The organism is Rhodococcus sp. NPDC060176 (genome assembly GCF_042728675.1).
Classification (GTDB): domain Bacteria; phylum Actinomycetota; class Actinomycetes; order Mycobacteriales; family Mycobacteriaceae; genus Rhodococcus_F.
In genome coordinates this window covers 922,246-943,698 of sequence record NZ_JBHWYS010000002.1, presented here as the reverse complement: position 1 = coordinate 943,698, position 21,453 = coordinate 922,246, and the positions used below count along the sequence as shown (strand labels likewise).

The following is a 21,453-nucleotide window of genomic DNA, read 5'->3' as shown; positions in this document are numbered from 1 at the left end:
ACTACCTGGATGTGAGGGTTGTCCAGTTGTTCACGGCAGATTCAGATTGGACTAGACCAATGTTTCCTCAGGCGGCCCAGCCGTCGAGGATGACGCTGACCGCGTGTTCGAGGTGGAGGGGTTCGCCGTCCCATGTCGCGGCGATCGCATCGTCGGGTATGTCTCCGCGCAGTAGGCCATCGGCGAATCCTTCGGTCGGCGGTGCTGGGTCGATGACGTGACCATTGGCGTAAACGAACTCGAACTTCTGCTCGCCGAGTGCAGTGATGGTGAACTGGCCGTCGTGCAGTGCACGGTGGCAGGTTCCGCAAAGCGTGATCAAGTTGTCCAGATCCGTGGTGCCGCCGCGTCCCCAGAATTTGACGTGGTGCGCGTGCAGGAAACGAGTCCGCCCGCAACCTGGTGTGCGGCAACATCCGTCGCGGTAATTCAATGCCAACATTTGTTTGGCGCTGACGACACGGGTCCGTCGGCCTAGACTCAGAACGCATCTCTCCTTTGTCGTTCCCAGGCGAAGTTTCGCGTTGCAGAGCACTTCCTCGGCGGCATTTCGGGGGAGCGCGGGTCCACTCGGTACTCGGACGCTGTTCGCTTCGTGGAAGAACACAACTTCGTTGGTGGCGGCCTTGGACGTGCGGTCTGCGACCACGGTGGTGGCGAGCTCGGCCATGGCGACCAGGACTGGCCCGATGTTTCCGACTGGGGTCTTCGTGGCTGACTCGTCGACGGGGTGGATGGACGCGGTTCGGGTGCGTTCACGTTCCGCCACCGCCAGCGCTGCGAGGATTCGGGCGCCGTCCTGCGCGGGCAGGCGTCCTTTGATGACAAATTCGCCCGTATCCGGGTCCCAATGCCACCGGACCTGAAGGTGTTCGGGTGCTTTGCCTTTGCCGGATTCGTTGTCGGTTGCTTTACGTAGACCGGCGGCGAGGCGATCGATCTGGGCTGCGGGTGCTTCACAGCCGAACCGAACCATCTGCTTTTCGTTGGACGGCGTGGTGACCCGAGTGAGTGCGCGAACCTTCGAGTAGGACAGCCGGCCTTGCTCGAAGGCCTTCCGCATCTCAGGTAATGGTCGGAGTGCCTTGGCGACGCGAACGTATTCCCTGCCGGTATGCAGGCTCATTCCACATTTCCACGACAGCCAGTGGGCGCACGAGTGCAGTCCAGGGCCGGTCCAGCCGCGGTCTTCGTCGAATTTCGACAGGAGGGTGAGGAATCGGGCAGTGGCCGCGGCGATCTGGCCGGCGAGAGCGCAGATTTCGGAGCCGAGTTCCTCCACGTCCACTCGGGCGGAGCACCGCGTCTCTTCATCGGTCAGTGCTGCGGTATCGGTCAGTGCTGCGTTGTTGATCAGTGCTGCGTTCATCGTTGCCCCCCGGCGCGAGTCCGACATCGTTTCGAATGTACGTTCGATACTAGATGTGGGTGCCGACATCCATGGATGCGGACTGAAAGCGTCCCCGCGGGGACGTCTAACCGCAGCCGATCGAGTACTCGGCGTAGGTGCCGACATCCTTGAAGCCGAGGTTTCGATAGAGCTGGGCGCCGTCGCTGGACGCCTGAAGTACGGCGATTCGGGCGCCCCGCTCGCGGGCGATGTCGAGCGCGGCCAGGGTGACCGCCGAGCCGAATCCGCGTCGGCGGGCCGCGTCGAGTGTGACGACGCCGTACAGTCCTGCGACGCCGGCAGCAAAATGGACCTCGGCTCCGGCGACGGGCTGGGAGTTCGCGTACCCGACGACAAACGAACTGCGCGAACGCTCATCGAGGACGGCATGGGCAGTTTCTTCGAAGAAGCCAATTGTTGCCGCCGAGGGCGGCGACCAATTAGCGGCCATCACGGCGGCATAGTCGGCGAGCTGTGAACGAGTCGTCACTCGCTGAACGGAGAATTCTCCGACAGGCGTTGGGCGCGGGACGACATCTAGGTCTGCCGTCATCGCTCGTTCTTCCTCGGAGCGCACGCAGCCGAGGGCTGACAAGCGAGCGCCGAGGTCTGAGGGCTTGTCGCGCGGACCCGTCCACCAGGAGAACGGACGTCCCGTTGCTCGAATCGACGAGAGAATGTCGAGCAGTCGTCGGTCTTCGTCGGGGTCTTCGTCGGGGCCTTCATCAGGTACGGCTAAGCGAGCGCCGGCGATGATGTTGAAAGTGTCGTCGGCGAGGCCGCTGTCTGCGACGGCAACATCTGCAGCGAGAGTGACCGACGCCGTCGGTAAGTGTTCATGCAGGTGGCAGGCATGGGAGACCAAGTTGGCGTCCATGGCGTCGAGGACGTCACCGACGGGTGCTTCACGATTCACAAAAGAAATTCTACGAACCCCATCCAAATGGTTTTCGGCTCCGAATGCCTTGCATGACGCCTACCCGACGGCAAGAGCAGGACGGTGACCAGCACCTGGTGGTGCTCGTGCTGCCTGGAGGAAAGGTCTCGAGCCATCGCCCTGCCCGAGCGTGGCACCTGTCCAACCTTCGGATGCGCCCGTTCACTGCTCAGATTCGCCGCTCCGGTGTGACAGCGGTGCAGGTTCGGTACCGGGTCCGTGGTTGGAACGGCGCCGAGCGCAGTCCGGTAGCCGATGCCCGAGCCGCACTCGACGCGATCACGAGACGTGATGCACAAGCTCAGGTGATCCTGCTCGGGCACTCGATGGGTGGACGAGTTGCCGCTGAACTGTGTGGCGATCCGGCGGTGGTCGGTGTGGTTGCGCTGGCGCCGTGGTGGCCGGAAGGAACGCTCGAAGGAACGTCGGTGAATCTGCGTTCCGACACACCACTGGTGGTGCTCCACGGCACGGCCGACTCCTGGACTGACCCGGCAGCGTCTCGTCGGAAAGTTGACGAACTGCAGAAGTCTGGAAAGAGCGCCGAATGGTTCGGCATCGACGGCGCCGGGCACTTCATGCTCCGCCGGGCGGCGACCTGGCATCGCCTCGTCGCCGATGCAGTTGCAGGGATGAGCCGCGGGGTAGCCGCGACGAAGACGGGAGAACGACGATGAGTTCCGACAAGCGCAGGGTTGCAGTCGTCGGCAGTGGGGTCGCGGGTCTGACAGCGGCGTGGGTGCTGAGTAAGGACAGTGACGTGACGCTCTACGAAGCGGATTCACGGCTCGGTGGGCACGCGGACACCCATTCGGTCACCGACCCGGAAGGGCGAAGCCTCGCCATCGACACCGGGTTCATCGTCCACAACGACCGCACCTATCCGACTTTGTTGCGATTGTTCGCAGAACTCGATGTGCCTACGCAGGAATCCGACATGAGTATGTCGGTCAGGTGTGGGGGTTGCGGGCTCGAGTACTCGGGAGGCCAAGGGTTGCGCGGCGTTCTCCCGACGCCGGGGCTCCTTGTCAACGGCAGCTTTCTGTCGATGTTGATGGAGGTCAAGCGCTTCCATCGCCGTGCCCGCGCCCTGCTCGACAACACGGATCCGTCGGCACCCGACCAGACACTGGGAGTGTTTCTGCGCAGCGGCCGGTTCTCCGACTACTTCACCGCTCACTTCATGACTCCGCTCGTGTCGGCAGTCTGGTCGTGTGATCCCGGCTCGGCGCTGAAGTATCCCGCGCGGTACCTGTTCTCGTTCCTCGATCACCACGGAATGCTGAGCGTCACTGGATCGCCGACCTGGCGAACAGTCACCGGTGGATCGGGCGAATACGTTCGTCTCGTCGCCAAAAGTATCGGGGATATCCGCCTGAACACGCCAGTTCGCGCCGTCCACCGGTTCGACGATCGCGTCGACATTCGTGACGGCGACGACCAGATCCAGACCTTCGACGCAGTTGTGGTCGCAACGCATCCGCAGCAAGCGCTGAAGATCTTGGCCGAACCGACGGCCGTCGAATCGCAGGTCCTCGGCGCAATGCCGTACTCCGTCAACCACACCCAACTTCACACCGACGAAAATGTGCTGCCCGACAACACCAATGCGCGCGCGTCATGGAATTACTACATCCCGGAATGCAACGCGAAGCCCGATCACGTTCTGGTCAGCTATGACATGACGAGGTTGCAACGGCTCCCAGATACCGGCCGGCGATACATAGTGACCTTGGGGGGAGGCGAGATGGTGTCGCCGGAGTCGGTGATCGATCAGATGACTTACGAGCATCCGCAGTACACACCGACTTCCGTCGCAGCTCAGGGACGGCTTCCCGAGTTGGACTCGAACGTGCTCGCGTTTGCCGGCGCGTACCACGGATGGGGCTTCCACGAGGACGGCGCACTGTCGGGCCTGCGTGCCGCCGAACGCGTCGGAGGTCGGTGGCCGTGACGACTCCCATCACGCCGTCCATCGTTCATACGAGCGTCCGACACGTACGAACGGAGCCGTTGCACAACGAGTTCGAGTACCGAAGCTACAGCTGGCTGGTCGACGTCGACGAATTGCCCGAGCTCCCGAAGGCATTGCGCCCCTTGGCTACGTTCGACGCCGGGGATCACCTCGGCGACCCCACCCGATCGATTCGTACCAACGTCGAGACTTTTCTGGCGACCAACGGATTCGACTTCTCCGGCGGCCGGATCCTCATGCTTGCGAACGCACGTGTGTTCGGCCATGTTTTCAACCCGCTGAGCGTGTTCTGGTGCTTGAACGACGACGGAACTCAGCGTTGCGTTGTTGCAGAGGTTCACAACACCTACGGCGAGCGGCACTGTTACCTGCTCGAACCCGACGAACGTGGCGCCGCTCGCACGTCCAAAGAGTTCTACGTGTCTCCGTTCAACGATCTGGACGGCGAGTACCGGATGCGACTCCCACTACCCGACACCGCGCTCGCGCTTTCGATAGTTCTGGCCCGAGACGGCAAGGCGCCATTCGTAGCCACGGTGTCAGGTCGATGCGTGCCGGCGACGACGCGCGAGATCGTCCGCAGTGCGCTCTCTGTTCCGCTGGCTCCTCTCCGAGTCGCCGCGCAGATCAGATTTCAAGGAATCCGGCTGTGGGCCAGGCGCTTACCCATCGTTCCCCGACCGCAACATCACCCGCAGGAGGCAGTGCAATGACCACAACTACTCTCGGCACCGAACCTTCCGCTCACACGATCGAAACCGAGCGGTGGCCAGGCGTTGCCACGGTGCCCAGCGGAGTCAAAGTGCGGGTTGCGTCGCCGGTTGCCCGCTCTCTGTTCCACAAGGCGGTCGCGCGCTTGCCGCTGCGTGTTCAGATGCCGAATGGTGAGTTCTCCGGTGGTGGTAGTCCGGATTCGCCGTTGATGGTCATTCATCGCCCGGACGACTTCGCCGCTCGTGTGGGAGACAGTGGTTTGATCGGATTCGGCGAGTCGTACATGGCGGGCGATTGGGAAGCTTCCGACCTCACTGCGGTCCTGGAAGTCTTCGCCTCCCGCGTCGCGACGCTGATTCCCGACTTTCTGCAGCGGTTGCGAGGCCTGTACATTCCGAAGCAGCCTCGCAGTGAGCGGAATTCGACGCAGAACACGCGCTCGAACATCTCCAGGCACTACGACCTATCGAACGAGATGTTCGAACTGTTCCTCGATGACACGATGACCTATTCCAGTGCACTCTTCGAGGATCTGTCGGTAGGAGCATCCCCGTCGTGGGATGTGTTCGCAGCTGCCCAGCACCGGAAAATCGATCGCCTGCTGGACGGCGCGGGCGTCGGTCCAGGTTCACGAGTGCTCGAAATCGGCACAGGCTGGGGAGAATTGGCGATCCGAGCGGCCCAGCGCGGCGCAACGGTGCGCTCGGTGACTCTTTCGGTCGAACAGCAGGAATTGGCAGCGAAGCGGATAAGCGCTGCGGGACTGGCAGATCGCGTTCAGGTCGACCTTCTCGACTATCGGCAGGTGCAGGGGGAGTATGACGCCGTTGTGTCGGTCGAGATGATCGAGGCCGTCGGACACCAATACTGGGGAAGCTACTTCCAAACGATCGACGCTTTGTTGGCGCCGGGTGGGCGCGCGGCGATCCAAGCGATCACGATGCCGCACGATCGGATGCTCGCGACCCGCAACACCTATACCTGGGTACACAAGTACATTTTCCCCGGTGGGTTTCTTCCGTCGGTGCGGGCGATCGAGGATGTCACCGAACGTTTGACGACGCTCCGGGTGCGTGAGCGGATGTCGATGGGCGATCACTACGCGCAGACGTTGCGGCTGTGGGACGAGCGTTTCAGCGCTCGCACCGACGAGGCATCTGCACTCGGGTTCGACGCAGTGTTCGCGCGCATGTGGCATTTCTATCTCTGCTATTCCGAGGCGGGCTTCCGATCGGGGTATCTCGACGTTCAGCAAATTGTTCTCGATCGGAGGAACCAGCGATGACCGCCACCATGGATCGAGCGATACAAGGCACCGGTGTTGCGAGCCGTCTGTCGGAAATTCTGAGTCCACTTGTCGGCGGCGAGCTTCCGGTGCGGTTGACTGCGTGGGACGGCAGCACGGCAGGACCGGAGGACGCTCCGAAGGTGACGCTCTACAGCGCGAACGTGTTGCGTCGCCTGCTCTGGAATCCCGGCGAGTTGGGAGCTGCGCAGGCATATGTTCTCGGCGAACTCGACGTCGAGGGTGATCTGGGCGATGCGCTCACACACGTGTGGAAGGTGTCTGCCGAGCGGGGACTCGGGTCGATCACCCCGACGCCGTCGCTCGTCCTCGCGGCGGTCAAGGCCGCGCGGTCCTACGGTGCTTTCGGGAGACCTTTGGCTCCACCGGCGTCGCAGGCCCAAGTGAAGGGCCGCTTGCACAGTCTCGCCCGCGACCGCGAGGCGATCGGGCACCACTACGATTTGTCGAACGATTTTTACGAGCTGATTCTCGACGAGAACATGGCTTACTCCTCGGGATACTGGACTTCCGATGCACCGGAATACACGCTCGAAGACTCGCAGACAGACAAGTTGGACCTGGTGTGCCGCAAAGTCGGTCTTGATCGGGCGCGAGGGCTGCGGTTTCTCGACGTCGGCTGTGGTTGGGGCTCGCTGAGCCTGCATGCAGCGCGGGAGTACGGCGCTCGGGTCGTCGGCATCACTATCTCGGCTGAGCAGAAGGCATTTGTCGACGCGAAGATCCGCGCACTCGGTTTGGAAGACTGGGTCGAGATCCGATTACAAGATTATCGCGAGATCCCCGACTGTCCGTTCGACGCGGTCGCGTCGATCGAGATGGGTGAGCACGTCGGCGAAGACAACTATTCGACGTACGTGAAAGCGCTCCACGACAACGTGATTGCGGGTGGGCGTGTGCTGATTCAGCAGATGTCGCGCACCGGCTCGCATCCCGGGGGAGGCCCGTTCATCGAGTCGTTCATCGCGCCGGACATGTACATGAGGCCTGTGGGCCGGACCGTTGCGATGATCGAGGAAGGCGGTCTCGAAGTCCGTGACGTCCACGCCCTGCGTGAGCACTACGTGCGGACGGTGGACGCGTGGATCGAGACTTTCGAATCGAATTGGGACCGCGTCGTGGAACTCGTGGGCGTCGAAGTCGCTCGGGTGTGGCGTCTCTACCTCGTCGGCGGGGGAATGGCTTTTCGGGACGGCAGGATGGGCGTCGATCAGATTCTGTCGGTCCGGCCGCTCGGTGATGGTCGATCGGGCATGGAACCGGTCCGGCCGCAGTGGGTGTCGCGGCGATGAACGGATTCGACTGGGGCGCATTCGGAGTGGTCACGCTCACGAGTCTGCTGGCGATCGCCATCGGAATGGCAGTGACAGCCACGATCGGTGTACGGATCGGGCGCCACAATGTTGTCGACGTGTCGTGGGGCGCCGGCTTCGTTCTCATCGCGCTCGTGTCCGCGATAGTGGGAACCGGCGACCTCTGGCGCCGGTTGCTGATGCTTGCGCTCGTGGCGATCTGGGGTCTGCGCTTGGCGACCCACATGGCGATCCGATCGCGTGGCAAGGGTGAAGATCCGCGGTACGAGGAAATGCTCGGACGGACGACGGGTAGTCGAACGCTCTACGCGATCCGCAAGATCTATCTCACGCAGGGGATTTCGTTGTGGTTCGTCTCCCTGCCGATCCAGGTCGCTGCGGTCTCGCACGGCAGCTTCGGGCTTCTTGTTGTACTCGGTATCGCGCTGTGGATTGTCGGCGTCACGTTCGAGACGGTTGGCGATCGGCAGATGGAGGAGTTCAAATCCGATCCGGGTAGCCGTGGCCACATCATGGATCAAGGTTTGTGGGCGTGGACGCGTCATCCCAACTACTTCGGCGACGCGTGCGTGTGGTGGGGGATCTTCCTCGTCTCGGCCTCGGTGTGGCCGGGGGTGTTGACCGTCCTCTCGCCGATCGCGATGACGTACTTCCTGGTCTTCGCGACCGGAGCGCGGTTGCTCGAGCGACACATGGAAGAGCGCCCGGGCTATCGCGAGTATCAGCAGCGGACAAGCTACTTCATTCCGCGCCCGCCGAAAGCCCGATCCGGGACGTAGGCTCTTTCGGATGAGGCGAGAGCATGGGTGATCTGAAGCTGCCGGCTGCAGTGAGCGCGGTTGCCGTCGGTGGAGCATTGGGGGCACTGGGCCGATACGGTCTGGGAGAGCTGTTCCCCCACATCTGGACGACGCTGGTCATCAACGTCGTCGGCTCGTTCGTTCTCGGCATACTCGCGGCCCTGCTGGTCCACAACAAGGTGGGGTACCTCTTTCTCGGCACCGGGTTCTGCGGCGGCTTCACGACCTTCTCGTCATTCGCGGTTCACGCGGTGACGGAGAGTCCGTGGCGATCGATTCTCTATGTACTCGGGACGCTGATTCCTGCCATCCTCGCCGCAGCGCTGGGCAAAGGGCTCGGTGAACGCTGGATCCGTGCGCGGGACGGGGTGTCGGCATGACGGTTCTCCTGGTGGCACTCGGCGGCGGCGCGGGTGCGAGCGGCCGGTACCTGTTGGCGCGGTATGTGCCCGCTTACAGGGGATTCCCGGCTGCAACCTTCGCCGCGAACGTGATCGGCTGCTTTCTGCTCGGATTGTTCACCGGGGCAGCTCTTTCCACCGAGATGGCCGCGCTCCTGGCGACTGGCTTCTGCGGCGGCCTGTCCACCTACTCGACCTTCGCGACCGAGAATGTGGGCATGGTCGAGCGGCGTCAGACGATGCTTTCGCTGATCTACATCGTCGTCAGTCTGATCGTCGGCTTGTCCGCTGCGTGGGTGGGAATCCAGATCACGGACTGACGTATTCGGCGTCGAGCGTGCACGCCACGCGGCCAGGGTAGACAATTGTCCACAGTCGCGTCGACACAGTGGTCGACCACCGGGCCGAGGGGGATTCGTGGCGCACGAACGAGCAGGACAAGTGGCTCTGCCAGAGGATCTGATCGACGTTCCTCATCTGGTCACCGCGTATTACACGCGCACTCCGGATCCCGAGAACCCGATGCAGCAGGTACTTTTCGGCACTTCCGGACATCGCGGTTCCAGTCTCGACTCGGCTTTCAACGAAGCTCATATCCTGGCGACAACCCAGGCGATCGTCGAGTACCGCGCTTCGCAGGGAATCGACGGCCCGCTGTTCATCGGCCGGGATACACACGCGCTGTCCGAACCCGCCTGGCTCTCCGCGTTGGAGGTCCTCGTCGCCAACGACGTCGTCGTTCTTGTCGACTCGCGCGACGCCTACACGCCCACCCCGGCTGTGAGCCACGCGATCTTGCGATACAACTCGACGGGGCCGGAGGCCAAGGCCGACGGTATCGTCGTGACACCGTCACACAATCCGCCTCGTGACGGCGGCTTCAAATACAACCCGCCGCACGGCGGACCCGCGGACACGGATGCGACGTCGGTAATCGCCGACCGAGCGAACGAGCTTCTGCGCAAAGGGCTTTCCGGGGTAAGGCGCGTCACGGCAGCGCAGGCGTTGGACCGTGTCGAACGCTACGACTTCCTCCGCTACTACGTCGAAGATCTCCCTTCTGTCCTCAACCTCGATGCGATCCGCGACGCCGGAATCCGGATCGGTGCAGACCCCCTCGGCGGGGCAAGTGTCGACTACTGGGGCGCGATCGCCGACACTCATCGACTCGACCTCGAAGTGGTGAATCCTCTCGTGGATCCGACCTGGCGGTTCATGACGCTGGACACGGACGGCAAGATCCGCATGGACTGCTCGTCGCCCGACGCGATGGCGTCGCTGATCGGGATTCGAGATCGCTACGACATCGCGACCGGAAACGATGCGGACTCCGACCGCCACGGCATCGTCACTCCCGACGGCGGTTTGATGAACCCGAATCACTATCTCGCCGTTGCCATCGAGTACCTGTTTGCGAACCGGCCAGGGTGGGGCGCAGATACCAAGGTCGGCAAGACCCTCGTGAGTTCCTCGATGATCGACCGTGTGGTCAGCGGCCTGGGTCGCGAATTGCTCGAGGTCCCGGTCGGGTTCAAGTGGTTCGTTCCAGGATTACTCGACGGGTCTGTGGGATTCGGCGGCGAGGAAAGCGCCGGCGCGTCCTTCCTCCGACACGACGGTTCCGTCTGGACGACGGACAAGGACGGCATCATCCTTGCGCTGCTCGCCTCGGAAATCACCGCTGTGACGGGAAAGTCTCCGGCAGCGCACTACGCCGCGTTGGCCGAGAAGTTCGGGAGCCCCGCGTACGCACGTATCGATGCGCCCGCAACACGCGCACAGAAGGCAGTCCTGGCAAAGCTGTCTCCTGATCAGGTGAGTGCAACCGAACTGGCGGGTGAGCCGATCACCGCGACACTGACAGCGGCGCCCGGAAACGGTGCGGCGATCGGTGGTCTCAAAGTGACGACGGAAAATGCGTGGTTTGCAGCGAGGCCGTCCGGCACGGAGGACGTGTACAAGATCTATGCCGAGTCGATGAAGGGCACCGATCATCTGGCTCAGGTTCAGGCAGCGGCCAAGGACTTGGTGTCCGGAGTCTTGAAGGCGAACTAGCCCGCGGACCCCTCATGTCGCCCGGCTAGAATTCCGGGCGACATGAAAACTCGTGCAGCCAAGCTGCCACAGGAAATTTGGGTACTGGTCGCCGCCAGCTTCGTCATCGCCCTCGGATTCGGATTGGTCGCTCCGGCGCTACCGCAGTTCGCGCGAAGCTTCGACGTATCGGTCACCGCCGCCACGATCGTGATTTCGTCTTTCGCGTTCATGCGATTGGTGTTCGCGCCGATGAGCGGCTCTTTGGTACAGAAACTCGGTGAGCGACCGGTCTACATCGTCGGCCTTCTGATCGTCGCGGTCTCGACCGGCGCGTGCGCTTTCGCGGGGGAGTACTGGCAACTTCTGCTGTTCCGGTCGTTGGGCGGCATCGGGTCGACCATGTTCACCGTGTCGGCTCTCGGGCTGATCATTCGCATGTCACCGCCGGACAGTCGCGGCCGCGTGTCGGGTCTGTATGCGACAAGCTTTCTCATGGGATCGATCGGCGGCCCGCTGGTCGGCGGTGCGCTGTTGCAGTTCGGTCTCCGGATGCCGTTCATCATCTACGCAATTGCGTTGGTGATCGCCGCGCTCGTTGTCTTCGTGAGCCTGCGTGGATCTCATTTGGCGTCACCGGACAAGGCTGTCGATGTGAAGTCGATGACTCTCACAGAAGGCCTCCAGTCGCCGGTGTACCGGGCAGCGCTCGGATCGAATCTCGCCTTCGGCGGGGTCATCTTCGGAGTTCGCGTTGCCATGGTCCCCCTGTTCGTCGTGGAGTTCCTCGATCGGGATCCGTCGATTGCGGCCTACGCCCTGACGATCTTCGCCGTCGGCAATGCGTTGGTGTTGATCGTTTCCGGACGACTCTCGGACCGCTTCGGACGCAAGCCCTTTGTCGTGAGCGGCCTGCTCATCTGTGGTGTGGGCACCATCGCGATGGGATTCACGGACAACCTCGTGGTGTTCTTTGTCATCGCTGCAGTGACGGGCGTCGGTTCAGGGCTCATGAGCCCGGCTCAGCAAGCAGCGGTTGCCGATGTGGTCGGGTCGACGGCTCGCGGCGGACCCGTCCTGGCGGTATTCCAGATGATGTCGGACATCGGTGGGGTAGTGGCGCCGATTTGTGCCGGGCTGATCGCCCAGCATGTGTCGTACTCTGCGGCCTTCGCGGTGATGGGAGCGGTCGTCGTCGTGTCGGCTACGGGTTGGTTGTTCGTCCCGTCGCGAACGAAGACAGTCGAATCCGTCGTCGAAGATCTGACTGATGTGACGGTGCTTACGGATACGCCTGCGCGGACAAACCTGGACTGACCGGGCATTCTGTACTCTCGATCGGGTGGCAATTCGTATCGTGAGTCTTGTAGCCCGATTGGGCTTGGCGGCCGTCTGGCTGATTTCCGGCGGGCTCAAGTTCCTTGATCCCGTGCAGACGAAGATCGCGGTGCGTGCCTATCAACTGTTGCCCGAGTCACTGGTGGGTCCGGTGGCGACGGCTCTTCCTCTGGTCGAAATAGTCCTGGGACTGCTGATCCTCGTCGGTCTGGCGGTTCGAGTATCCGCCGCAGTCTCGGTGGTGATTCTCACGGTCCTCATCGCGGTGATCATTTCGGTGTGGGCCAGGGGATTGTCCATCGACTGTGGATGTTTCGGCGGCGGCGGTGCTGCTGACGTCGGTGCTTGGGACTATTTGAAGGAGATTCTCCGGGACCTCGGCTTCATGGCGCTTGCCGTGTGGCTGCTCGTGTTCCCGCGTTCGCCGTTGGCATTGGGCCCCGGATCACGCGCGGCGTTCTCAGTGGATACTCAGTCTTCAGTGGCAAGGTAAGCAATCGGTAAATCGTTTCGACGCACGAAGGACTGCATCAGCGTGAGCACCAAGAGCAGCAAGAACAAATACTCGCCGGAACCGGTTTCGAGCCGCTCCACCTACATCATCGGTGGCCTCGCAGTGCTCGTGATCGCGGCCCTCGTCATCGGCGGTGTCTTGTGGACGAACAACAAGAACAAGCCCCAGAACGACGGCTACGGCTCCGTGCAGAATTCCGAAGTTGCCGTCACAGTGCAGGACAACGGCGTGGTGCTGCTCGGCAAGCCCAGCGCCGCAACGACCATTGATCTCTTCGAGGATCCGCTGTGCCCGGCTTGTGCTGCTCTCGAGCACCTCAGTGGCCAAGCGCTCTCGGCTGCCGTTGACAACGGTGACGTCGCCGTTCGCTACCACATGCTGAATTTCCTCAATCGGGCGTCGGGCAGCGGTGACTACTCCACACGGGCCGGCGCCGCTCTGCTGTGCGTCGCTCAGGGTGGCGACGCGATCGCGTACTCCGCATTCCACACAAAGCTTTTCGCGACCGACACGCAGCCTGCGGAGGGCGGCAGCAGCGATCACACCAACGACGACCTCGCCCAGATCGCTCGGGATGCGGGAGCATCCGAGGATGTGGCAACCTGCATCTCTTCCGGCACCAACGTCGAGGCCGCCGCAACCAACGCCGCAGCCGCGAGCCAGGCGCTCAAGGATGCCGGATCGACCGGGACCCCCACCGTAGTGGCGAACGGCAAGATTGTTGACACGCGCAGCAGCGACTGGGTTTCCAAGCTTTCCTGAGTCGAAGCGGCCGCTCCGATGAGGAGCGGCCGCCTCGCTCTGAGCAGGCGATTTGTTGCCCAGGATCGAAGTGGTGTAACTTTCTTCAAGCAAGCGGAAAGCAGAAAAGCCGCTGCGAGTTCGACTGTTAGAGTTAATTGAATACGGGGCTATGGCGCAGCTGGTAGCGCACCACACTGGCAGTGTGGGGGTCAGGGGTTCGAGTCCCCTTAGCTCCACCCAAGACAAATGCTCTGCACCAATCGGTGCAGAGCATTTGTTGTTTTCGGAATGGGGAGTCATGCGCGCACACTTGGTGATAATCGGTGCAGGATATGCGGGCGCCATGGCAGCGAAGCGGCTGCTGAGAACTCGTTCGGACGTCACGGTCACCGTCGTGAATCCGCGCCCACACTTCGTGCAAAGAATCAGGCTCCATCAGATGATCGCGGCTGGCTACGATGCGACGGTCTCGTTCGACAGGGCGCTACCGCGTGCGGCACACCGAGTCTTCGGAGAGGTGACGACGATCGAGGCGGCGCTCGGCAGGCTCACCCTCGACGACGGCAGTGTGCTCGACTACGACTATCTGGTCTACGCAGTCGGAAGTGGGCAGTCACCCAGCACTGTCGCCGGGGCGGCGGAGCACGGGTTCAGCGTTTCCGAATTCGAGGACGCGGTACGCCTCGAATCCAGGCTGTCGGCAATCGACGAGAAGGCTGCAGTCTGCGTTGTCGGCGGCGGTCTCACCGGAGTCGAGACTGCCGCAGAATTGGCTGAGCAGCGGAGCAGCCGAATCACTTTGGTGACGGGTGGAATCGTGGCCCCGGACCTGTCAGAGCGTGCGCGATCGGCAATTCTCAGAACATTGACCGATCTTGGGGTCGATATTGTCACCGAATCCCGGGTGACTCGGATCGATGATGCGTTTTGCGAGCTAGCGGGAGGCGTGCGGGTGGAGGCAGATTGCACGATTCTCGCGACAGAATTCGGCGTCCCGGAGCTGGCGCGCCGAAGTGGCCTTCCCGTGGACGATCTCGGTCGCCTGAAACTCGACGACCGACTCGAATGCCCGTCCCACCCCAACATCGTCGGTGCGGGCGATGCGGTTGCGGTCGGTGATCTGTCACTGAGGATGAGTTGCCAGGCCGCGATCCCCTTGGGAGTTCATGCGGCCGAGACGATCCTGCATCGACTCGAAGGTTCCGCGCCGCGCCCGGTGGCTCCGAAGTTCGCAGGCCGGTGCATCAGTCTCGGGAGGCGGCGAGGTGTGTTCCAGCGGACCACTCGTGTCGACGACGCAACGGGCATGTTCGTCGCAGGCAGGGCGGGTGCGTTCGTCAAGGAACGAGTGTGTTCGTCGACGACCGACTGGGCACTCACTCCGCGCCGCTCGTTCTTCTACAGCTGGACATGAGGAGCGCTGGTCACGCTCGATCACAGACTCGATCGATGATCGCCGCAGTCTTGCGGACGTACGGTTGGCGGACGACGTCTTCGTGACACGCGTCGACGTCGTCGAAATCGAGTGAGCCCGTGGCAATGAGTGACCAGATCTCGCGTCCACGGTTGTTGGTGGCTCCACGGATCACGGTGACGGGCGCAGAGCACTCCCGCATCCGATGCTTCCGGAGCGCCTGGCCTCCGATGTAGAGGAACACTGTCCACTGGGTGGCCGGTGGGTACTGCAGAATGCCGGCGAACAGCGTGCGGATCCACATCGCGGCTACGGTGCGTCTGGTCGGCTTCCAGCGGGTATTGGTGGATGGCTGTGGTGCGAGGTCGACGATCGATGGATCCAAACTGATGCCCGCACGGTCGGCTAGTCGTGCGGCAGTGTCGGTGGGGATTCTGGTGTCGAGAACGGTGACGTGCTCGACAGTGTCACCGGTCTCGGACAGCTGTGACGCCATTTCCAGCGCCACGTAGCCGCCGTACGAGTAGCCGGCGAGGAGGTAGGGGCCCGTGGGCTGAATCTTCTTGATTTCGAATATGAAACGGCGAGCGCTTGCCTCTACCGACCGATCGGGCAGTCCGCGAGATTCGAAGCCGTGTGGCTGAAGTGCGTAGACCGGGCGATCGGTGTTGAGCGCGTTCGACAAGGTGGACAGTGTTGTCGAGGGGCACCCTGCACCGTTCATGATGAACAGCGGTCGCCCTGACCCTTCGAGCTTCAGTGGAACCATCATGTCGTGAGAGACGCGATCGTCGGGATCGATTGTGCACCGATCGATCAGCGCTGCAAGGTCTTTGACGGTGCTCGCGGTCGCGAACTCTGCCGCCGTGATCCGGACCCTGAACATGTCGTGAATTTTGGCCACCACCTCGGTCGAAGCAAGGGAGTCGCCGCCGAGCTCGAAGAAGTCGTCCTCACGGTCGATGGAATCGATGCCGAGAATCGACTCCCAGATCGAGGACAGCCACAGTTCGGCAGGTCCGGCGAGAGTTGGGGGAGTGTCCCTCACCGCGACGGATGGCAATGTTGTTCTCTCGACCTTCCCCCTTTCGTTACGGGGCAGCTCGGCCATGAGAACAAAATGTCGCGGAAGCATCCAGGCGGGCAGGTATTTCGCCAATTCCCGCCGCATCTCGGCCCCCGACCGTGTCATCACGGATTTGGTCAGGACCACGTAAGCGACAATCTCCGGTCGATCGTTCTCGAGTACGGCAGCGACGAAAACATCGGCGACGCCGGGAATTCGACGAATATGCGACTCGACTTCCATCGGTTCTACCAGGTAGCCCCGAATCTTGACGGCGTCGTCGACCCGTCCACGCAGTTGTAGTTCGCCGTGTTCGTCGATGCGGCCCCGGTCACCGGTCCGGTAGATACTCACCCCCTCGCCGAGACGTGTGAATCGTGCTGCAGTTCGATCCGGGTCGCCGTGGTATCCGTCGGCAAGATCGCTGGAGACAACCTGAATCTCGCCGATCTCCCCGTCGGGGAGAGGCACGCCGTTCACATCGACGATCTGTACGTCCTTGCCATCGCGAGCACGTCCGGCAGGCACCACTCCGTCGGGCAGTTCGGAATGCGGCGGGAACGCGTTGTATGCGACGACGCCGGTCTCAGTGGTGGCCAGCCAGTTGACGTAGGTGACCCGTGCAAAGCCGTGACTGCGATGGCGCGCGTAGTCCTCGCCGTGAACCGGTTCCCCATACGTCACGACGACCCTCAGCGATCCGAGCGAATTATCCGGTGCTTCATCGGATTCGAGATCCGACCACGCTCGCAGGAATGACGGTGCGCAGTGCGTGGTCGTGATCGAATTCTCGATCAGCCAGTCGTCGATTCCCGAGACGCCGTCGATACGTGGATCCCAGCAGAAGACCGTGACTCCGTTCATCAGGCCCATGATCAGGGCCGTGATTCCGGCTCCGAAACTGACGGGCAACAGGTTCCCGATGTGATCATCGGGTCGCAGGTCGATTGCTGCGGCAAGTTCGTCGGCCTTGTTCAGGCACATGGAGTGGCTCAACACGACTCCCTTGGGTGCCCCGCTGGTGCCTGACGTGAACGCGATCATGGCAGGGTCGGAACTCGATGGTTCCAACGCGCTGTCGAATCTGAAGCCCGTCGCAGCAGACTCGTCGAGTATCGACTGCAGCGCGACGGCGCCCGAGGTGCTCATGATGTGCGCTCGGCGGGCCTCGGGGAGTTGTGGGTCGATCATGACCAAGGGCCGACCGGAAATCAGAGTGGCGAGGATGGCGGGCACCGACTCGGCCGTTGGTTCGAGATCGACCGCAACCGGGCGTGCCCCGTGTGACCCACGTAGGCGAAGTTCGCGGACCAATGCGTCGGTCCGGAGTTCGAGTTCGGCGAAAGTGATCCGGTCGCGCGGAGTCACGACGGCAACGGCGTCGTGCTGCATAGAGGTGACGCGGCGCCACCTCGACTCGATCGTCTCGTCGATGACTGCATAGCGAGTGCGTTCTAGACCTAAGTCGACAACCTTCATCATAGTAGCTCCGTCCGACTTTCAGCTATCTTTTAGCAAAGACTACATAAGGTTTGTGAAGTAGGTCCATAACAAACCAAAAGTAGTTTTACATACGGCCCCATCCTCCAGTCCGTCAGCTCCGAATGTCTTGAGGAACCAATGCCGATCGAGCGTTGTACAGACGAGGAGCAGTGACATGAAGTGGTCGGGGCGAAGTGCGATTGCGATTGCGGGAGTGTGCGCCGCAGCGACGATGTTTTCGGGAACCGCGCAGGCGAGCCCACTCTGGGAACCCTTGCAGCCGGTGGCGAACCTGGACGTCGCGCGCTACGTAGGGGAATGGAACCAGGTGGCGGCGATTCCTCAGCCCTTCAACCTCGCGTGCGCGAAGGACACCCGGGCGAGTTACGGGATCGTCGATTCGTCGAACGTGAGCGTGAAGAATACGTGTACGACGTGGACCGGTCAAGCCAACGAGATCGTCGGGAATGCCCGAGTTACCGATCCAGCAACGGGTGCCCAGTTGCATGTGAGCTTCCCCGGGGTGCCCTCACAGGAAAGCTTGGACGGCCCACCCAACTACATCGTCACCTACATTGCCGACGACTATTCGTGGGCACTGGTGGGCGATCCGCTCAGGCTTTCCGGGTTCGTGCTCTCACGGTCGGCGGTCATCGACGCGGCAGGCTGGAGTGAGATCCGCCGGGTCGCCGAATCCCGTGGATACAACGCATGCACGATCCTGACGTCGCCGACCACCGAGGGCACGTCGGACATCCGTCCGCTCTGCACGGTGTGAGTCTGCTGTCAGCGTGAACCTTCCGGAGCCACACTCCACTACGATCACTGATCGGTACGTGTGGTTTCGGAAGGTTGTGTGGTGGCGAAGAAGCAGATTCCCGTAATAGTCGTCGCAGGCTTTCTCGGTTCGGGCAAGACGACGCTGCTCAACCATCTTCTGCGTAACAACGACGGTGTACGCATCGGCGTGATCGTCAACGACTTCGGCTCCGTCAACATCGACTCGATGATGGTCGCCGGTCAGGTCGATTCGATGGTCTCTCTCAGCAACGGCTGTTTGTGCTGTGCTGTCGACGTCTCCGACATGGACGAGATGCTGAACAAGCTGGCGCACCGGCAATCAGGGATCGACGTGATCGTCGTCGAGGCCAGCGGGCTTGCCGAGCCGCGGAACATGATTCGACTCGTCCTCGGAAGTGAGAACCCGTCCGTCGTCTACGGCGGCCTGGTGGTCTTGGTCGACGGAGCCAATTTCTCCACCGTTCGCAGCGAACATCCCGAACTCGATCAACATGTCCGCCTGGCAGACCTGGTGGTAGTCAACAAGATCGACAGCGTTCCCGCCGCCGAGCGCGAGCAATTCTCGGCCGGAATTCGTGAGTTGAATCCGCGAGCGCCGATAGTTGAAACGTCGCACTCGCGGATAGACCCCGCTCTGTTGTTCGATTCCGGTGAGGTGACCCCTCCCGCTCCGGGCGATCAACTGAGCCTTGACGAGCTCCTGCGCGACGGACTCGACCACGATCACGGGCACGACCATGATGACGGCTCCTGTCACCACGATCACCTGCATCATCGCTACGAGTCGGTTGATTTCATATCGGAGACACCACTCGATGCCAGGGCTCTGACGCACTTTCTCGAGAATCAGCCGTCGGGTGTTTACCGCATCAAGGGATTCGTGAACTTCGAAATTCCCGGGTACACAGGAAAATTCGAGATCCAGTCGGTGGGTGATCATGTTCGGATCACCCCGCTGCGATGGAAGTCGGGCGAACCTCGAACTACGCAACTGGTCGTGATCGGTACCGGGATGGATTCGGGAGCGGTGGGCAGAGCCCTGCGCACCTGCGTACGAGAAGAAACGGCCGAACCGCACCCCGACGCCATGCTGGGATTGCACCGCTATACCGTCGGAGCGTGAGTGAATCAGATGTATCCGTGTACGAAGCGATTCGGCGACGGCGAGACGTTCGCGCCGAGTTCTCGGGAGAGGTCATCCCGGACGAAACCCTGATGCGAATTCTCGACGCCGCCCACCGCGCGCCGAGCGTGGGAAACACGCAGCCGTGGGATTTTGTCGTCGTTCGTAATCCGGAGACGCTCAACACCTTCGCGGCACACGTCGCCGATGCCCGGATGAATTTCGCGCAGTCTTTGCCCGAGGATCGCCGCTCGACGTTCGACCCCATCAAGATCGAGGGAATCGCTGAGAGCGGTACCGGGATTGTCGTCACTTACGACCCGTCACGCGGTGGCCCGAACATCCTCGGCCGCCACACCGTCGACGACACCGGCCTGTTCTCGGCAGTGCTCGCGATTCAGAATCTGTGGCTCGCCGCGGTCGCCGAGGAGATCGGCATCGGCTGGGTCTCGTTCTACGACGAGAAGTACCTCACCGAACTCATGGGCATTCCCTCACCCGTTCGCCCCATCGCCTGGCTCTGCGTCGGGAAGGTGACTGAATTCCAACAGGTTCCGGATCTCGAGCGCTTCGGATGGCGACAGCGCCGGCCATTGGCCGACGCTGTCCACTACGAAACCTATTGAATTGTGCCTGTGCGGCCTAGCGCGCGGGACGGCCACCGGTGGAGCCCGCAGTGCGAGCGCCGCCGCCGGTGCGGGGACGGCGAGCGCCGCCGCCGGCATGTTCCTGACGGGCAGCGCCGCCGGTGCGTGCACCGCGTGACTGACCGCCCTGTCCGGAGCGAGCCTGACCCGAACGTGCTGCGCCGCCGCGTCCACCCTGGCCGGCGGGGCGCTGTCCGCGTCCACCGTTCGGCTGGGCCGGAGCCTTCGGAGCCGGAGTGACGTGCGGTGCGATGTCGCCGACCAACTTGACGACGTGCTCGGAGTTGGCCGTCGAACGAACCGGCGTCACCTTGATGGCTGCCTTACGCATGAGGATCGCGAGATCCTTACGCTGCTCGGGCAAGACCACTGTGACCACGTCGCCGGCGCTGCCTGCGCGAGCCGTGCGACCACTGCGGTGCAGGTAAGCCTTGTGCTCGGCCGGGGGATCGACGTGAACGACCAACTCGACGTCGTCGACGTGGACGCCGCGCGCTGCGACGTCGGTGGCGACGAGGACACGCGCTTCACCGGCGGAGAAAGCTGCCAGGTTACGGTCGCGAGCGGCCTGGGAGAGGTTGCCGTGCAGGTCGACGGACGGGATGCCCGACTCGGTGAGCTGGCGAGCCAACTTGCGAGCCTGGTGCTTGGTGCGCATGAACAGGATGCGACGACCGGTACCGGAAGCGAGCTTCTCGACCAGAGCCTTCTTGGCTTCGACGCCGTCGACGTCGAACACGTGGTGCGTCATCGCGGCGACGGGGGAGTTGGCCTCGTCGACCGAATGCATGACCTCGTTCTTGAGGAAACGCTTGACGAGCTTGTCGACGCCGTTGTCGAGCGTTGCCGAGAACAGCAGGCGCTGCCCGTCCTGCGGCGTGGACGAGAGGATGCGGGTGACGACGGGCAGGAAGCCGAGGTCGGCCATGTGGTCGGCCTCGTCGAGCACGGTGATCTCGACGGCGTCGAGGCTGACGAACTTCTGCTTCATGAGGTCTTCGAGGCGACCGGGGCAGGCGACGACGATGTCGACTCCGGCCTTCAGAGCCTGAACCTGGCGGTGCTGCGAGACGCCGCCGAAGATCGTGGTCACGCGCAAGTCGTATGCGGCGGCCAACGGTTCGAGGGTTGCGGTGATCTGGGTGGCGAGCTCACGCGTGGGTGCGAGCACCAAGCCGAGCGGTCGACCCGGGCGACGCTTGCCGCCGGACAGTTCGCCGGCGAGGCGAGAGACCATGGGGATGGAGAACGCGAGGGTCTTTCCGCTTCCGGTCTTTCCGCGGCCCAGTACGTCGCGACCCGAGAGAGTGTCGGGGAGGGTGTCGATCTGGATCGGGAACGGAGAAGTGATTCCGCCGTCTTCGAGAGCTTTCACCAGCGGTGCGCGCACACCGAGGGCTGCGAAGGTGGTAGCGGGCGTAGAGATGTCAGACAAGTGTGTTCAGAGCCTTTCG

The 21,453-nt window shown here is 62.6% G+C and carries 20 protein-coding genes and 1 tRNA gene; 17 read left to right on the top strand and 4 right to left on the bottom strand.

What is annotated here, in order from left to right:
* Positions 1-67: 67 nt before the first annotated feature.
* Complete coding sequence (locus tag ACFWEM_RS12780) at positions 68-1,369, bottom strand: DUF222 domain-containing protein (RefSeq protein WP_378533941.1); 1,302 nt, start codon at positions 1,367-1,369, stop codon at positions 68-70.
* A gap of 106 nt (positions 1,370-1,475) precedes the next feature.
* A complete protein-coding gene (locus ACFWEM_RS12775; RefSeq protein ID WP_378533939.1) occupies positions 1,476-2,306 on the bottom strand; it encodes a GNAT family N-acetyltransferase in 831 nt (276 codons plus the stop codon).
* 53 nt (positions 2,307-2,359) lie between these two features.
* On the opposite strand from ACFWEM_RS12775, the gene ACFWEM_RS12770 reads away from it, so the two are divergent.
* From ACFWEM_RS12770 to ACFWEM_RS12705, 14 genes are all read left to right on the top strand, one after another.
* Complete coding sequence (locus ACFWEM_RS12770) at positions 2,360-3,004, top strand: alpha/beta hydrolase (protein ID WP_378533937.1); 645 nt, start codon at positions 2,360-2,362, stop codon at positions 3,002-3,004.
* Positions 3,001-4,281: an NAD(P)/FAD-dependent oxidoreductase gene (locus ACFWEM_RS12765; RefSeq protein ID WP_378533935.1), complete on the top strand. Its 1,281-nt coding sequence runs from the start codon at positions 3,001-3,003 to the stop codon at positions 4,279-4,281. The genes ACFWEM_RS12770 and ACFWEM_RS12765 overlap by 4 nt, the downstream gene beginning before the upstream one ends.
* On the top strand, positions 4,272-5,015 hold the full coding sequence (locus ACFWEM_RS12760; RefSeq protein WP_378533933.1) for a DUF1365 domain-containing protein: 744 nt from the start codon (positions 4,272-4,274) through the stop codon (positions 5,013-5,015). Before ACFWEM_RS12765 ends, ACFWEM_RS12760 begins: the two co-directional genes overlap by 10 nt.
* Positions 5,012-6,301 carry a class I SAM-dependent methyltransferase gene (locus ACFWEM_RS12755; protein WP_378533931.1) on the top strand — a complete coding sequence of 430 codons (1,290 nt, stop codon included), beginning with the start codon at positions 5,012-5,014 and terminating at the stop codon, positions 6,299-6,301. The genes ACFWEM_RS12760 and ACFWEM_RS12755 overlap by 4 nt, the downstream gene beginning before the upstream one ends.
* Positions 6,298-7,614 carry a class I SAM-dependent methyltransferase gene (locus tag ACFWEM_RS12750; protein ID WP_378533929.1) on the top strand — a complete coding sequence of 439 codons (1,317 nt, stop codon included), beginning with the start codon at positions 6,298-6,300 and terminating at the stop codon, positions 7,612-7,614. Before ACFWEM_RS12755 ends, ACFWEM_RS12750 begins: the two co-directional genes overlap by 4 nt.
* Entirely contained in the window at positions 7,611-8,414 is an 804-nt protein-coding gene (locus ACFWEM_RS12745) for a DUF1295 domain-containing protein (protein ID WP_378533927.1), read from the top strand. Before ACFWEM_RS12750 ends, ACFWEM_RS12745 begins: the two co-directional genes overlap by 4 nt.
* A 23-nt stretch (positions 8,415-8,437) precedes the next feature.
* Entirely contained in the window at positions 8,438-8,815 is a 378-nt protein-coding gene (locus tag ACFWEM_RS12740; RefSeq protein ID WP_378533925.1) for a fluoride efflux transporter FluC, read from the top strand.
* Entirely contained in the window at positions 8,812-9,156 is a 345-nt protein-coding gene (gene crcB, locus ACFWEM_RS12735) for a fluoride efflux transporter CrcB (protein WP_378533923.1), read from the top strand. Before ACFWEM_RS12740 ends, crcB begins: the two co-directional genes overlap by 4 nt.
* Before the next feature lie 97 nt (positions 9,157-9,253).
* Positions 9,254-10,891 (top strand): phosphoglucomutase (alpha-D-glucose-1,6-bisphosphate-dependent), encoded by a 1,638-nt coding sequence (gene pgm, locus ACFWEM_RS12730; RefSeq protein WP_378533921.1) that lies wholly within the window; start codon positions 9,254-9,256, stop codon positions 10,889-10,891.
* 42 nt (positions 10,892-10,933) lie between these two features.
* Positions 10,934-12,187: an MFS transporter gene (locus ACFWEM_RS12725; protein WP_378533919.1), complete on the top strand. Its 1,254-nt coding sequence runs from the start codon at positions 10,934-10,936 to the stop codon at positions 12,185-12,187.
* Between the two features lie 25 nt (positions 12,188-12,212).
* Entirely contained in the window at positions 12,213-12,701 is a 489-nt protein-coding gene (locus tag ACFWEM_RS12720) for a MauE/DoxX family redox-associated membrane protein (protein ID WP_283303651.1), read from the top strand.
* Between the two features lie 42 nt (positions 12,702-12,743).
* Positions 12,744-13,484 carry a thioredoxin domain-containing protein gene (locus ACFWEM_RS12715; protein WP_378533917.1) on the top strand — a complete coding sequence of 247 codons (741 nt, stop codon included), beginning with the start codon at positions 12,744-12,746 and terminating at the stop codon, positions 13,482-13,484.
* A 145-nt stretch (positions 13,485-13,629) separates the two neighbouring features.
* Positions 13,630-13,702 (top strand) — tRNA-Ala (locus ACFWEM_RS12710).
* A gap of 62 nt (positions 13,703-13,764) precedes the next feature.
* On the top strand, positions 13,765-14,880 hold the full coding sequence (locus ACFWEM_RS12705; RefSeq protein WP_378533915.1) for an NAD(P)/FAD-dependent oxidoreductase: 1,116 nt from the start codon (positions 13,765-13,767) through the stop codon (positions 14,878-14,880).
* Positions 14,881-14,890: 10 nt separating this feature from the next.
* On the opposite strand, the gene ACFWEM_RS12700 is transcribed toward ACFWEM_RS12705, so the two are convergent.
* Positions 14,891-17,425, bottom strand: coding sequence for an alpha/beta fold hydrolase (locus ACFWEM_RS12700; RefSeq protein ID WP_378533913.1), 2,535 nt, complete (start codon positions 17,423-17,425; stop codon positions 14,891-14,893).
* A 178-nt stretch (positions 17,426-17,603) separates the two neighbouring features.
* Here ACFWEM_RS12700 and ACFWEM_RS12695 point away from each other — a divergent pair, with 178 nt between their 5' ends.
* The 3 genes from ACFWEM_RS12695 to bluB all read left to right on the top strand — a co-directional run bounded on the left by ACFWEM_RS12695 (position 17,604) and on the right by bluB (position 19,978).
* Positions 17,604-18,206: a lipocalin family protein gene (locus ACFWEM_RS12695; protein WP_042924492.1), complete on the top strand. Its 603-nt coding sequence runs from the start codon at positions 17,604-17,606 to the stop codon at positions 18,204-18,206.
* A gap of 81 nt (positions 18,207-18,287) precedes the next feature.
* A complete protein-coding gene (locus ACFWEM_RS12690; protein WP_378533911.1) occupies positions 18,288-19,352 on the top strand; it encodes a CobW family GTP-binding protein in 1,065 nt (354 codons plus the stop codon).
* A complete protein-coding gene (bluB, locus tag ACFWEM_RS12685) occupies positions 19,349-19,978 on the top strand; it encodes a 5,6-dimethylbenzimidazole synthase (RefSeq protein ID WP_378533909.1) in 630 nt (209 codons plus the stop codon). The genes ACFWEM_RS12690 and bluB overlap by 4 nt, the downstream gene beginning before the upstream one ends.
* Positions 19,979-19,994: 16 nt before the next feature.
* On the opposite strand, the gene ACFWEM_RS12680 is transcribed toward bluB, so the two are convergent.
* Positions 19,995-21,434 carry a DEAD/DEAH box helicase gene (locus ACFWEM_RS12680; RefSeq protein ID WP_042450056.1) on the bottom strand — a complete coding sequence of 480 codons (1,440 nt, stop codon included), beginning with the start codon at positions 21,432-21,434 and terminating at the stop codon, positions 19,995-19,997.
* Positions 21,435-21,453 lie beyond the last annotated feature (19 nt).

Bases quoted from the DNA above. Each gene is read 5' to 3' on its own strand.
- ACFWEM_RS12780 (WP_378533941.1), bottom strand. From the start codon at position 1,369: ATGAACGCAGCACTGATCAACAACGCAGCACTGACCGATACCGCAGCA.
- ACFWEM_RS12770 (WP_378533937.1), top strand. From the start codon at position 2,360: ATGACGCCTACCCGACGGCAAGAGCAGGACGGTGACCAGCACCTGGTG.
- ACFWEM_RS12765 (WP_378533935.1), top strand. From the start codon at position 3,001: ATGAGTTCCGACAAGCGCAGGGTTGCAGTCGTCGGCAGTGGGGTCGCG.
- ACFWEM_RS12755 (WP_378533931.1), top strand. From the start codon at position 5,012: ATGACCACAACTACTCTCGGCACCGAACCTTCCGCTCACACGATCGAA.
- ACFWEM_RS12750 (WP_378533929.1), top strand. From the start codon at position 6,298: ATGACCGCCACCATGGATCGAGCGATACAAGGCACCGGTGTTGCGAGC.
- ACFWEM_RS12745 (WP_378533927.1), top strand. From the start codon at position 7,611: ATGAACGGATTCGACTGGGGCGCATTCGGAGTGGTCACGCTCACGAGT.
- ACFWEM_RS12740 (WP_378533925.1), top strand. From the start codon at position 8,438: ATGGGTGATCTGAAGCTGCCGGCTGCAGTGAGCGCGGTTGCCGTCGGT.
- crcB (WP_378533923.1), top strand. From the start codon at position 8,812: ATGACGGTTCTCCTGGTGGCACTCGGCGGCGGCGCGGGTGCGAGCGGC.
- ACFWEM_RS12725 (WP_378533919.1), top strand. From the start codon at position 10,934: ATGAAAACTCGTGCAGCCAAGCTGCCACAGGAAATTTGGGTACTGGTC.
- ACFWEM_RS12705 (WP_378533915.1), top strand. From the start codon at position 13,765: ATGCGCGCACACTTGGTGATAATCGGTGCAGGATATGCGGGCGCCATG.
- ACFWEM_RS12700 (WP_378533913.1), bottom strand. From the start codon at position 17,425: ATGAAGGTTGTCGACTTAGGTCTAGAACGCACTCGCTATGCAGTCATC.
- ACFWEM_RS12695 (WP_042924492.1), top strand. From the start codon at position 17,604: ATGAAGTGGTCGGGGCGAAGTGCGATTGCGATTGCGGGAGTGTGCGCC.